The organism is Micromonospora sp. NPDC050795 (assembly GCF_044456785.1).
Lineage (GTDB): Bacteria > Actinomycetota > Actinomycetes > Mycobacteriales > Micromonosporaceae > Micromonospora.
On the sequence record NZ_JBITGE010000032.1, the window covers coordinates 18,823 to 31,776 of the forward strand.

A 12,954-nucleotide genomic window follows, 5' to 3' on the forward strand; every position below is an offset into this window, starting at 1 on the left:
TGGCGCGGGCGGGGGCTCTCGGCCCGCCGCGCCACCGGTCCATCCAGCCCTACCCCCGGGCCGGGCCGACTATGCGCCTTCGCGGATCGCGGACAGCTCGTCCGGGCGTGACACGGGCAGCAGTTCCGTCAGCAGTTCGCTCAGCACGGCGAGCCCGTCGGGGCTGAGCACCGACTCCGCGTGGAACTGCACCCCGGCGAAGCCGCGGCCCCGCAGGGCGTGCACCGCGCCGTCGTCCGGGTCGCGGGCCAGCTCCACCGGCCCGTACGCGGTGGCCAGCCGGTCGGCGTCGGAGCGGGCGGTGAACGTCGAGTAGAACCCGACCCGGCGGGTGCGGCCGAACAACGACACCTCCCGCTGCAACCCCTGGTAGGGCGCGTCCCGGCGGTGCAGCGTCAGCCCCAGCAACCCGGCCAGCACCTGATGGCCGAGGCAGACCGCGAGGGTGGGACGGCCGGTGGTCAGCAGCCCGGTCAGCAGCGTGCGCAACGCCAGCATCTTCGGCTCGTCCGCGCTGCCCGGGTCGCCCGGCCCGGGACCGACGACCACCAGGTCGTAGTCGTCGACCGGGCCGCTCGCGTGCCAGGCACGGGTGGTCACCGCGAGGCCCAACGCGCTCAGTTGGTGGGCCAGCATTCTGGTGAAGGTGTCCTCGGCGTCCACGATCAACGCTCGGCGGCCGACCAGCCCGGGCAGTCCGGGCGCGTCCGGTGACCGCTGGTCCAGCCAGAACCGCGCGAGCGGTGCGTTGCGGGCGGCCAGCGCGTCGCGTACCGCCGGGTCGTCTACCAGCCGCGCGACCGGCCCGCGGTCGCCGACGGACGCCGCCGGCCCGAGGCCGAGCGCGGCCAGCACCCCGGCGGCCTTGGCGTGCGTCTCGGCCACTTCGCCGGCCGCCGTCGAGTGCCGGACCAGGGTCGCGCCGACCGGCACCCGCAGTCGGCCGGTGGGGGAGATCTCGGCGGTTCGGATCAGGATCGGGGCGTCGAGCGTCTGCCGGCCGGTCTCGTCGTGGCCGAGCAGTGCCAGCACGCCCCCGTAGTAGCCCCGGCCCCGGCGCTCGTGCCGGGCGATCACCCGGCAGGCGTTCTCGATCGGGCTGCCGGTGACGGTGGGGGCGAACATCGTCTCGCGCAGCACCTCCCGCACGTCGCGGGTGCCCCGCCCGGCGAGCAGGTACTCGGTGTGCGCCAGGTGCGACATCTCCTTCAGGTGCGGTCCGATCACCTGCCCACCCTGCTCGGCGACGGCGGCCATCATCTTCAGCTCCTCGTCGAGCACCATGTAGAGCTCTTCGATCTCCTTCTCATCGGCGAGGAAACGCAGCAGTGCCGCCCGGTCCGCGACGCCACCGGGGCAGCGGAAGGTTCCGCTGATCGGGTTCATCATCACCAGTCCGTCGTCGACGCTGACGTGGCGCTCCGGACTGGCGCCGACCAGCGTCCGGGTGCCGGTGTGGACCACGAACGTCCAGTACGCGCCGCGCTCGGCGATCAGCAGCCGGCGTAGCGCGGCCAGCGCGGCCGCCAGCGGTGGGCCCTGAACGGTGGCGTGCAGGGCACGGTGGATGACGAAGTTCGCGCCCTCACCGCGGCCGATCTCCTCGGACAGCACCCGCTGCACGGTCCGCGCGTACTCGTCGTCGCTGACGTCGAAGCCCGCGTCGGTGGTGCGCACCGGTTCGTCGGGCAGCGCGGCGAGGGCGTCGGCCAGCGTGATCCGTTGGTGCTCGCGGATCCGGAGGAACTCCAGCGGGGCGGCGTCGTCGACGCAGGCGAAGCCGCGTTCGGTGATCTGCCGGTACGGCACCAGGGCCAGCGTCCGCGCCCCGGGCGGGCCGGTCGGCAGCGGGAGGTCGGTGAGCTCTTCGACGGTGTCGACCGGGCCGGCAAACAGGTCCAGGTCGTCCGCGCCCTCACGGCGCAGAAGCGCGAAGGGGCCGGGGTCGACGCCGCTGGCGACGGCGGCGAGCAGGTCGGTCAGGTGGGTCATCGGATTCTCCGTCGGGCTGGGTGCCGCCGTCGGGCGGCCCTTAAGCCGGGAGATCCGGCGACCGCCTCGATGGCGGCCGCGTGGATGGAGCTACGCGCGGGAGATGGCCGCCGGGTCGGCGGGCCACCACACGGTCAACTGCGCGAGCATGTGATCCACCCTACGCGCCCGTCGGCCGGCTGGCACGGGGTAACTTGACCGGCGATGAACATTCTCGCGCTCGACCTGGGCACCTCCTCGGTACGCGGGCTGGTGCTGGACGCGGACACCCAGCCGCTGCCCGGCGCTCTGGCCCGCCGCAAGGTCGACCTCGCCATCGGCGACGACGGCACCGGCACGCTGTCCGGTCGGGACTATCTGGCCAGCCTGGTCGAGTGCCTGGACGAGTTGGCCGACTCGGGGCACCTGCACGACGTCGGCCTGGTGGCGGTCTCCGCCCAGTGGCACTCCGTGCTCCCGCTGGACCGCGACGGCGCTCCCCTGGGCCCGGTGGTCACCTGGCTGGACACCCGGCCCGCCCCGGTAGGGCGCACCGCGGGGCCGGCCGACCCGGACGGCTTCCACCAGCGCACCGGCTGCTGGTGGCACCGTTCGTACTGGTCGATGCGGTTGCCCTGGTTGCGGGAGCAGTCCGGCACCCCGATCGCCCGGTTCGTGGGTCTGCCCGAGTACGTGCTGGGCGAGTTGCTCGACTCGGCACCGATGTCGATCTCCCAGGCCTCCGGGACCGGTCTGCTGGATCTGCGCACCCTGCGCTGGGACGAGGAGGCGCTGACGCTGGCCGAGGCGCGGCCGACGGAGCTGCCGCCGCTGGGCGAGCTGGACTGGCACGGCCGGCTCCGGGTCGACCTGGCTCGTCGGTGGCCGCAGTTGGCGAAGGCCCGCTGGTCGCCGCCGGTGGGCGACGGTGGGGCGTCGAACGTCGGCTCGGGCTGCGTCGACCCGAGCCGGGTCGCTGTCACGGTGGGCACCTCCGCCGCCGTACGGCTGATGCAGCGGATCCCGGCCGGCGAGCCGATGCCGCGCCTGCCCGAACGGTTGTGGCGTTACCGGGTCGACCACGAGCACGTGGTGACGGGGGCCGCGTACGCCAACGGGGGCAACCTCTTCGCCTGGGCGAACCGGGAGCTGCGGTTGCCGCAGGGCGCTGAGCTGGACGCGGCGCTGGCGCTGGTGCCGACGGGTGGTGGCCGGCCGGCGAATCCCCGCTTCGGTGGCGACCGGGCGCCGGGGCTGGCCCCGGCGGGCAGTGGTGAGCTGCGCGGTCTGAGTTTCAGCACCACCTCGGTCGACATCCTGGCCGGGCTGATGCAGGGGTTGTGTGAGCTGGTCGCCGAGGATCTCGGGGTGCTGGAGTCCACCATCGACAAACCGGTCAGCGTGGTGTTGGGCGGCGGTGCGGTGGCCGCCTCGGTGTGGTGGCGGCAGGCCTTCGCGACCGCGCTCGCCCCGCGGCCGGTGTCGCATCAGCGCAACCCGGAGATCGGCGCCACCGGTGCCGCGTTGGTGGCGCTGGGGCGCTTCGGTGACGCGATCCAGCTCGCCGACATCGGCCGGACGGACGAGCTGGTTTTGCCGACCACGGCAGGACGTTCCCACCCGCAGTATCCTTCCTGAACCTCGGCCTCGCCCGGGCCGTTGACAGCGGTACCGAGCCTGGTTGGATGGACTGCGCTCCCCCGACCGTGGTGGACGCGGTAGGACGGAGGAGGCAGGGTGGCGGCAGGTCCCGACCCGGCGAACGGCGCGGTGTCGAACCATCGCCGACGTCGCTTCGATGTCCGGGTCGTTCCGCATCGGCGGCGGTCGCCGTTCCGGCTGCGCGACTGGCGGATGAGCACGAAGCTCGCCACGGTGCTGCTGGTGCCGTCGATGGCGTTCCTCCTGCTCGCCGGGGTGCAGACCAGCACCCTGGTGGGGCGGACGACGGCGTTGAACGACTTCTCCAGTCAGGTCGGCATCGGCCGGCAGATCACCGCGGCGGTGCACCAGCTTCAGCAGGAGCGTGACCGTTCGGCGGGGGAGCTGGGTGAGCTGCGTAAAGGTGGTGACCGGCAGGCCGCGGCAAACGACCTGAAGCCGTTGCAGGAGGCCACCGACAAGGCCATCGTGGACCTCAGCCGGGCCGCCGAGCCGTTGGCCGACGCGGACGCGTCCTGGCGGGTGGCCTTCTCCGAGGCGCTGGAGGCGTACGACCAGGTGGTCGACATCCGCTCGGCGATCCCACCGGCGGTGCTCAGCACCGAGACCATCCTGGGTAACTACCACCGGGCCGTCGGGGCGTTGCTCGACCTGCTCGCCGAACCGACGCCGGGGCAGGACCAGCCGGCGTTGAACGACGCGGTGCTGCGCTACGTCCAGTTGGCCCGGGTCAAGGAGCTGTCCTCCCGGGTGCGGGCCCAGCTCTACGCCGCCGCCCGCGCCGGTGCGTACGGCACCGAGGACCGGGTGATCCTCGCCGACCTGCGCGGTCAGCAACTCACCGCGCTCGGCGCGTTCCGGGTGGCCGCGACCAGTGAGCAGATCCGCCGCTACGACGAGACCTCGGTGTCGCCGATGTTCCTGGTCGCCACCGGGTTGGAGGAGCGCAGCCTGTCCTCCGGCGGTGCGTCGCCGCAGGTGCTGCCGTCGGAGCAGTGGTGGTCGGCCAGCCAGCAGCGTCAGGAGCTGCTGCGTCAGCTTGAGGCGGGGGTGCTCGACGACGCTGTCCGCCAGGCAGAGGAGGCCAGCGACGATCAGCTGCGGACGACCCTGCTGGTCGTCGGCGGGGTGGTCACGGTCCTGTTGGCCGCGCTGCTGATCTCGTTGCTCATCGGTCGCTCGGTCGCCCGGTCGATGCGGCTGCTGCGCAGCCAGGCGTTGCGGATCGCCCAGGTCGAGTTGCCGGACGCCCTGGACCGACTGAAGACCGTCACCGGTGGGGTGCCGCGCATCGACGTCGCGCCGGCGGTGGTCCGCTCACTCGACGAGATCGGCGAGCTGGCCGAGGCGTTCGTGGCGGTGCACCGCAGCGCGGTCACCGTCGCCGTCGAGCAGGCGCTGATGCGGCGCAACGTCAACGCGATGTTCGTCAACCTGGCCCGCCGCAGCCAGGTGCTGGTGGAGCGTCAGCTCGAACTGTTGGACGACCTGGAGCGCGAGGAGAGTGACCCGGACCAGCTGGAGAACCTGTTCAAGCTCGATCACCTGGCCGCCCGGATGCGCCGTAACGACGAGAGCCTGCTGGTGCTCGCCGGCACCGACTCCACCCGCCGGTGGAACCGGCCGGTCGGGCTCGGTGCGGTGCTGCTGGCCGCCGCCGCGGAGATCGAGCAGTACCAGCGGGTCCGGATCGAGTCGGTCGCCGACGTGCACGTGGTCGGGCACGCCGTCGGCGAGTTGGTGCACCTGCTCGCCGAGCTGCTGGAGAACGCCACGGCCTTCTCCCGCCCGGACACCGTCGTGGTGGTGACCGCCCGGGTCGAGGCGGGCGGTGCGCTGATCGAGATCGTCGACCGGGGTCTGGGTATGAGCCCGACCGCGTTGGTGCAGGCGAACGAGGTGCTGGCCACCCCTCCGGCCGCGGACGTCGCGGCGGTGGAGCGGATGGGGCTCTTCGTGGTCAGTCACCTCGCGTCCCGGTTGAGCGTCCGCGTGCGGTTGCAGGGCGGCGAGGACGGCCTGGTCGCCCGGCTCGCATTGCCCGCGGAGTTGCTGGCGCCGCCGGGCAACGTGGAGCTGGACGCGCCCCCGTCGGCGCGGATGCTGGCGGCGAGCGCGGCACGAGGGGTGGTTCCGCAGCCGGGGGCCGCCCGGCCGGCCGCTGCCCCGCTGGTGAACGGCGCGGTGCGGGACCTGCCGGTGGCTGGTCGCCCGCCGGGCGTCGGCGTGCCGCGTCAGGGCCGCCCGGTGCCGGTACGCGCCGAGGACGTGTTGACCCCCGCCGCCGCTCGCGGTGCCGGCGGGGGCTGGTATTCGCGGCAGGGTCCGGCGTCGGTGGTGCCCGCCGCGGCGGCGCCACCGACGATCCCGGTGACCGCCGGCACCAATGAGCGGGGATTGCCGGTGCGGGTGCCCATGGCGCAGTTGAGCGCGGTCACCCGTTCGGCACAACCGATGACGGCACCGACCCGCACCGACCCGGACCCGGAGGCGGTCGGCGGCATGCTCTCGCGGCTCTACAGCGGAGTACGGCGCGCCGAGGCTGAGGACACCACCGAGATACACGTGCCACCGTCCCAGGGGCACGACGAAGGGGGACGACGACAGTGACGACGTTGAGCCAGGAGGCGCGTGACCTGAGCTGGCTGGTGAGCGCGTTCGCGGAGCGGGTGCCGGGTGTGGCGCACGCGGTGGTGGTCTCCTCCGACGGGCTGCTGGTGGCGATCTCCGATCACCTGCCGCGTGACAACGCGGACAAGCTCGCCGCGGTGACCTCCGGGCTGATGAGTATCACCGCGGGCGCGGCCTCGATGTTCGACGGCGATGTCGTCAAGCAGACGGTGGTCGAGATGGGCCGGGGCTACTTCCTGGTGATGCAGATCCGCGACGGTTCGATTCTGGCCACGCTGGCCGCCGGTGACGCGGACATCGGCGTGGTGGGCTACGAGATGGCCCGGTTGGCCAAGCAGGCGGGGGAGATGCTCACCCCGGCCCTGCGGGCGGAGTTGCAGCAGGCGCTGCCCCGCTGAGTGAGCCGGCCGAGGCCCGGACGGTCGCGGCTCACCCGAGCCGAGCCGTCCGGGCCCGGGCGTCCGGGTGGCGGCGCGTTCAGAAGCCGCCGTCGGCGATGACCGAGCGGTACCAGGTGGCGGAGTTCTTGAGCACCCGACGCTGGGTGGCGTAGTCCACGTAGACGAGGCCCCAGCGCTGGTCGTAGCCCTGGTCCCACTCGAAGTTGTCGAGTAGTGACCAGACGTGGAAGCTCTCCAGCGGCACTCCCTCGGCGATGGCCCGGTGCGCGGCGGTGAGGTGGTCGCGCAGGAACCTGATCCGCCCGATGTCCTGGACGGTGTCGTCCGCGCCCAGGGTGTCCGGTGTGGGCAGCCCGTTCTCGGTGATGGTGAGCGGGATCGGCCCGTACTCGCGGGTGATCCGGGTCAGCAGGTCGTACATCCCCTCGGGGTAGATCTGCTGCCATTCGGCCTCGGAGGTCTCCCAGCGGTGCGTGGTGCCGCCGTCGCCGGTGACGTAGATCGGGGTGTAGTACTGCACGGCCAGCAGGTCGACCGGCGCGGAGATGGTCTCCAGGTCGCCGTCGCGGATGCCCTGGGCCATCCGGCTCTGCGGGCCCAGGTCGGCCAGCAGGTCCTCCGGGTAGCTGCCCTTGAGCAGGGAGTCGAGGTAGAGGCGGTTCTCGTAGGCGTCGTAGAGGCGGGCGGCCGCGGCAGCCTGCGGGGAGTCGTCGGCGGGGTAGCAGGGGTGCAGGTTGAGCGCGGGGCCGATGCGGCTGTCGCTGCCGGTGGCGCGCAGCGCGGCGACGGCGTACCCGTGGGCGAGTTGCAGGTGGTGGGCGACCAGGTAGGCGGCGTCCGGGTCCTGCCGCCCGGGGGCGTGGTGGCCGGTGAGGTAGCCGTTCTGCACCACGGTCTTGGGTTCGTTGATGGTGAGCCAGGCCGGCACCCGGTCGCCGAGGGCGCGGAAGACCACGTCGGCGTAGTCGGCGAAGCGGTGGGCGGTGTCGCGTGACTCCCAGCCGCCGGTGTCCTGGAGCGCCTGCGGGAGGTCCCAGTGGAACAGGGTGGCCATCGGGGTGATTCCGCGCTCGTGCAGGCCGTCGAGGAGGCGGCGGTAGAAGTCGAGGCCGCGTTGGTTGGGCGTGCCGGTGCCGTCGGGCTGGATCCGGGGCCAGGAGATGGAGAAGCGGTAGCTGCGCAACCCGAGGTCGCGCATGAGGTCGAGGTCCTCGGCGTAGCGGTGGTAGTGGTCGATGGCCACGTCGCCGGTGTCGCCGTTGCGGGTGCGACCTGGGACGCGGCTGAAGGTGTCCCAGACCGACTCGCCGCGCCCGTCCTCCTTGGCGGCGCCCTCGATCTGGTAGGCGGAGGTGGCCGCGCCCCAGCCGAAGTTGTCCGGGAAGCGCAGCGGGCCGGCGGGCCCGGTAGGTATCGACATGGATTCTCCTCATGGATACGGGGCCACCGACGAAGGATTCGGGAGCGCTCCCATGATAGGGCAGACGCTGCCGGCCGGTCAGCCGGCCGTCAGAACGGCCGGCGCTGACGGTTGGGAGGCGGGTGTGGGCCCCGAGCAGCGAACGAGGCCGTCCGGGCGGCGCGGCGCGCCTGTCCCGTCGGCCTCTTTTCCTATCGTGTACGGGGGTTTAGTGTGGGGACGGGGGAGGGCAACCCCCGTCCCCACCGTAACTGCACACACGCGGGCGGAATTTGGGTCCTGCCGTGCGTGTCGCGCGGGAGCCGGGCCACGCGAGTGGCTCTGGTTCCACCTCCCTCCCTGTGGCGGGACGATGGCTGACGACGGCGTCCGGGCTGGCCCGTCGTCGGCCCTCGGTCTGGTTCCCTGGGCTCGTCAGGACGACCCCAGTGATCTTCTTGTTGGAACCTTGTCGATGGAAGCGCTCCCATCGACCGATGTTGCGACTGTAACGCCCGTCACGCCTTTGTGAAAGACCCAAAACGAGATCGAAACAAGGAGCTGATCCAGCGCTCCGCGCGCTTGTTGTGGGAGCGCTTCCATGGCACACTGTCGATTCGACGCGACAGGAGCCACATCGCGTGAGGCGGGTCCACCGAGGGCAACCGGCAGCGCCAGCTCCGGTCACGGTCACCCGAGCGCAGCCGGCGGGACCCCCTCCCGTGCGGGCCGCGACCGCCCTACCCCGGCCGGGCCCGGGGAAGACCACCTTCCCGGCGCCTCGACATCCCCGCGGACCACCACCACCGCCGCGGGCAGGCGCCTCGCCGGGGACCATCCCGGCCTGGTCCGAGGAGACACCGCGCACATGAGACAACTGGCAATACGCCGCCGCGTGGCGCTCGCCGCCGCCGCGCTGCTCGCCATCGGCGGGGTGACCCTGCCTGCCGGCGCCGCACAGGCCGCACCGGCCTGCGACGTGGTCTACGCGACCAACGACTGGAACACCGGCTTCACCGCGAACGTCACCATCAAGAACCTGGGTGACCCGGTGAGCAACTGGACGCTCAAGTGGACCTTCCCGACCAGCGGTCAGCGGGTCACCCAGGGCTGGTCGGCCCGATACAGCCAGACCGGCAGCGAGGTCACCGCGACCAACGAGTCGTACAACGGCAACCTAGCCACCGGGGCCTCCACCACCATCGGCTTCAACGGCGCCCACTCGGGCAGCAACCCGAAGCCCACCTCGTTCACGCTCAACGGCACCCCCTGCAACGGCACCCCGGCCAACCAGCCGCCGACGGTCTCCCTCGGCCTGCCGAGCGGGCCGTTCACCGCGCCGGCCGACGTGCCGCTGACGGCCACCGCCAGCGACCCGGACGGGACGATCAGCAAGGTCGAGTTCTACCGCAACGGCTTGCTGATCAACACCGACACCTCCGCCCCGTACGCGTACACGCAGGAGGACCTGCCGGCCGGCAGCTACACCGTCCAGGCCAAGGCCTACGACAACGCCAACGGCATCGGGGTCGACGAGAAGGCGTTCACCGTCGGGGCCGCCACCGGCCCGACACTGGTCGCCACCCCGTCCGCGGTGAGCGTCGCCGAGGGTGGCAGCGCCACCTTCAACCTGAAGCTCAGCGCCGCCCCGACGGCGAACGTGCCGGTCACCCTCACCCGCACCGGTGACACCGACGTCACGGTCTCGCCGGCCACCGTCACGCTGACCCCGAGCAACTGGAACACCGGGGTCACCGTCACGGTCGCCGCGGCGGAGGACGCCGACACCGTCGGTGGCGCCGCCACCATCACCGCGTCCGCCACCGGTCTCGCCTCGCTGGCGGTCAGCGCCACCGAGATCGACAACGACACCCCCGGCGGCGACAACGCCTACACCGCGAAGTTCCTGGAGCAGTACGGCAAGATCAAGAACTCGGGCTACTTCAGCCCCGAGGGCGTGCCGTACCACTCGGTGGAGACGCTGATCGTCGAGGCGCCCGACCACGGCCACGAGACCACCTCGGAGGCGTTCAGCTTCTGGCTCTGGCTGGAGGCCTACTACGGCAAGGTCACCCAGAACTGGGCCCCGTTCAACAACGCCTGGACGGTGATGGAGAAGTACATCATCCCCACGCACGCCGACCAGCCAACTGCTGGGTCCGCGGGGACGCCGCAGTACGCCGCGGAGTACAACCTGCCCAGCCAGTACCCGTCGGCGCTGAACCCGAACGTCCCGGTCGGCCAGGACCCGCTCCGCTCGGAGTTGCAGTCCACCTACGGCACCGGCGACATCTACGGCATGCACTGGCTGATGGACGTCGACAACACCTACGGCTTCGGCCGCTGCGGTGACGGCACCACCAAGCCGGCCTACATCAACACCTTCCAGCGGGGCACCCAGGAGTCGGTGTGGGAGACCATCCCGCAGCCCTCCTGCGACACCTTCAAGCACGGCGGTCAGTACGGCTACCTCGACCTGTTCGTCAAGGACACCGGCGCCCCCGCCAAGCAGTGGAAGTACACCAACGCCCCGGACGCCGACGCCCGCGCCGTGCAGGCCGCGTACTGGGCGCTGACCTGGTCCAAGGCGCAGAACAAGCAGGCCGACGTCGCGGCCACCATCACCAAGGCCGCCAAGATGGGCGACTACCTGCGGTACGCGATGTTCGACAAGTACTTCAAGAAGATCGGCAACTGCGTCGGGGCCAGCACCTGCCCCGCCGGCAGCGGCAAGGACTCGGCGCACTACCTGCTGTCCTGGTACTACGCCTGGGGCGGCGCGTACGACGCCAGCCAGAACTGGTCCTGGCGGATCGGCTCCAGCCACAACCACTTCGGCTACCAGAACCCGTTCGCGGCCTGGGCGCTGACCAACACCCCGGAGCTCAAGCCGCAGTCGTCGACGGCGGTCGCCGACTGGACCAAGAGCTTCGAGCGGCAGCTGGAGTTCTACACCTGGCTGCAGTCCGCCGAGGGTGGCATCGCCGGTGGCGCCACGAACAGCTGGGACGGTAGCTACGCCCAGCCGCCGGCCGGCACCAGCACCTTCTACGGCATGTTCTACGACGTCGACCCGGTCTACAACGACCCGCCGTCGAACCAGTGGTTCGGAATGCAGGCCTGGTCGATGCAGCGCATCGCCGAGCTGTACCAGCAGACCGGCAACGCGAAGGCCAAGGCGCTGCTGGACAAGTGGGTGCCCTGGGCGATCGCCAACACCACCCTCGGCACCAACTGGTCGATCCCGTCGGACATGGCGTGGACCGGTCAGCCGACCACCTGGAACCCGTCCAACCCGCAGCCCAACACCGGCCTGCACGTCGAGGTCATCAGCAAGGGCCAGGACGTCGGTGTCACCGCCGCCTACGCCCGGATCCTGATCGCGTACGCGGCCAAGTCGGGCAACGCGGCGGCGAAGACCACCGCCAAGGGGCTGCTCGACGCCCTGTCGGCCGCCAGCGACGCCAAGGGTGTCTCCACCACGGAGACGCGCGGCGACTACCGGCGCTTCGACGACGTGTACAACGCGTCCACCGGGCAGGGCCTCTACGTCCCGTCGGGTTGGACCGGGAAGATGCCGAACGGCGACGCCATCGCCGCCGGCAAGAGCTTCCTCGACATCCGGTCCTTCTACAAGAACGACCCGGACTGGCCCAAGGTGCAGGCGTACCTGAACGGTGGTCCGGAGCCGACCTTCAACTACCACCGGTTCTGGGCGCAGGCTGACGTCGCCATGGCGTACGCCGACTACGGCAGCATGTTCCCGAACGGCTGAGACGACCCGGGGTGGGTGGCGTGGACCGCCCACCCCGGGATTCGACCCCGGTCCGGGGAACGACGGACCGGGGTCGGCGGGACGGCCTGACACCCACGGTCAGGCCGGGGTGGGCCGGCCATCTGGCCGACGCAGCGGATCGGCTGGCCCACCCCACCGCCCGGACTGGAGCCAGCCGCGAAAAAGCCCAGAAATTCGGGCCGTCGCGGGATCACACCGAGGTCTGTGACGGAGTAACGTACGTCACCGGAGAGGCCGCTCCCCCCGTGGCGGCCTCTCCACTTTTTTTGCCCCGAGTCCGGCCGGCGGGACCGGCTGTCAGCGCGGCGGCACGACCGGGTGACGCAACCCCGGGTGCCCGGCCGGCAGCGAACGCCGCAGCACCAGCCAGCTCAGCGCCAATGCCGCCGCGACCAGTGGCCAGGTCAGCGCCACCCGGGCCACCACCAGCGCGAGCACCTGCCCACCCAGGTAGAGCGGCACGAACACGGCCACCCGCAGCAGGTAGGTCACCGTCCACACCCAACTGGCCCGGCCGTAGCCGCGCAGCAGCGCCGGGTCGCGCCGCCACCGGGCCCGCTGGCCCAGCACCGCGCCGACCAGCACACCGAGCAGTGGCCACCGCACCACGATGCTGACCGTCCACGCCAGAGCACTCGCGGCGTTCGACAGCACCTGGATCAGAAAGAAGTTCTCGGCCCGGCCGGTGCGCACCGCGATCAACGCCGCGACGCAGACGGCCAGCAGCCCGATCAGCACCGAGCGCGGCCGGTCACCCCGGCGCAGCCGTACGCCGGCCACCACCGCGCCCACGGCCAACGCTGCGCCGACCCCGCCCCACAGCGACTCGCCGCCCAGCAGCCAGCCCACCGCGAAGGCCAGCGGCGGCAGGGTGGCGTCGATCGCGCCGCGTCGCCCGCCCAGCAGATCCGTCAGCGACTCGGCCCGCGCCGGCCCACCCGGGCCGGTGTCGCCGCCCGTCGGCACCGGCCCCGCCGGCCCCAACTTGTCGCCTTCACCCTGCTCCGGGCCGGTCTCGGTCGGGCCGCTGTCGCGCTCCGGTACTCCGCTCACCACCGCCTCCTCGCCTCCGGCACAACTTAACCGGCAGATGG

At 71.8% G+C, this 12,954-nt stretch carries 7 protein-coding genes; 4 read left to right on the forward strand and 3 right to left on the reverse strand.

Going from position 1 to position 12,954, the window contains the following annotated elements; translation table 11 throughout:
• Positions 1-69 precede the first annotated feature (69 nt).
• Positions 70-1,992 (reverse strand): anthranilate synthase family protein, encoded by a 1,923-nt coding sequence (locus tag ACIBEF_RS24995; protein ID WP_396795566.1) that lies wholly within the window; start codon positions 1,990-1,992, stop codon positions 70-72.
• 204 nt (positions 1,993-2,196) lie between these two features.
• On the opposite strand from ACIBEF_RS24995, the gene ACIBEF_RS25000 reads away from it, so the two are divergent.
• The 3 genes from ACIBEF_RS25000 to ACIBEF_RS25010 all read left to right on the forward strand — a co-directional run bounded on the left by ACIBEF_RS25000 (position 2,197) and on the right by ACIBEF_RS25010 (position 6,662).
• On the forward strand, positions 2,197-3,609 hold the full coding sequence (locus tag ACIBEF_RS25000) for an FGGY family carbohydrate kinase (protein ID WP_396795567.1): 1,413 nt from the start codon (positions 2,197-2,199) through the stop codon (positions 3,607-3,609).
• Between the two features lie 99 nt (positions 3,610-3,708).
• The gene (locus ACIBEF_RS25005; protein WP_396795568.1) at positions 3,709-6,243 is read left to right on the forward strand and encodes a nitrate- and nitrite sensing domain-containing protein; all 2,535 of its coding nucleotides are present in this window, start codon (positions 3,709-3,711) and stop codon (positions 6,241-6,243) included.
• A 5-nt stretch (positions 6,244-6,248) separates the two neighbouring features.
• Positions 6,249-6,662 (forward strand): roadblock/LC7 domain-containing protein, encoded by a 414-nt coding sequence (locus ACIBEF_RS25010; RefSeq protein WP_196925059.1) that lies wholly within the window; start codon positions 6,249-6,251, stop codon positions 6,660-6,662.
• Positions 6,663-6,741: 79 nt separating this feature from the next.
• Here ACIBEF_RS25010 and ACIBEF_RS25015 read toward each other — a convergent pair whose 3' ends face one another.
• Entirely contained in the window at positions 6,742-8,085 is a 1,344-nt protein-coding gene (locus ACIBEF_RS25015) for a GH1 family beta-glucosidase (protein WP_396795569.1), read from the reverse strand.
• A gap of 847 nt (positions 8,086-8,932) precedes the next feature.
• Here ACIBEF_RS25015 and ACIBEF_RS25020 point away from each other — a divergent pair.
• Entirely contained in the window at positions 8,933-11,839 is a 2,907-nt protein-coding gene (locus ACIBEF_RS25020; RefSeq protein ID WP_396795570.1) for a glycoside hydrolase family 48 protein, read from the forward strand.
• 318 nt (positions 11,840-12,157) lie between these two features.
• Here the strand turns inward: ACIBEF_RS25020 and ACIBEF_RS25025 are convergent, their stop codons facing one another.
• On the reverse strand, positions 12,158-12,826 hold the full coding sequence (locus ACIBEF_RS25025) for a DUF3159 domain-containing protein (RefSeq protein WP_396795628.1): 669 nt from the start codon (positions 12,824-12,826) through the stop codon (positions 12,158-12,160).
• Positions 12,827-12,954: the final 128 nt, after the last annotated feature.

What these genes read in the sequence shown, in the direction of transcription:
- ACIBEF_RS24995 (WP_396795566.1), bottom strand. Translation starts at nt 1,992, where the DNA reads ATGACCCACCTGACCGACCTGCTCGCCGCCGTCGCCAGCGGCGTCGAC.
- ACIBEF_RS25000 (WP_396795567.1), top strand. Translation starts at nt 2,197, where the DNA reads ATGAACATTCTCGCGCTCGACCTGGGCACCTCCTCGGTACGCGGGCTG.
- ACIBEF_RS25015 (WP_396795569.1), bottom strand. Translation starts at nt 8,085, where the DNA reads ATGTCGATACCTACCGGGCCCGCCGGCCCGCTGCGCTTCCCGGACAAC.
- ACIBEF_RS25020 (WP_396795570.1), top strand. Translation starts at nt 8,933, where the DNA reads ATGAGACAACTGGCAATACGCCGCCGCGTGGCGCTCGCCGCCGCCGCG.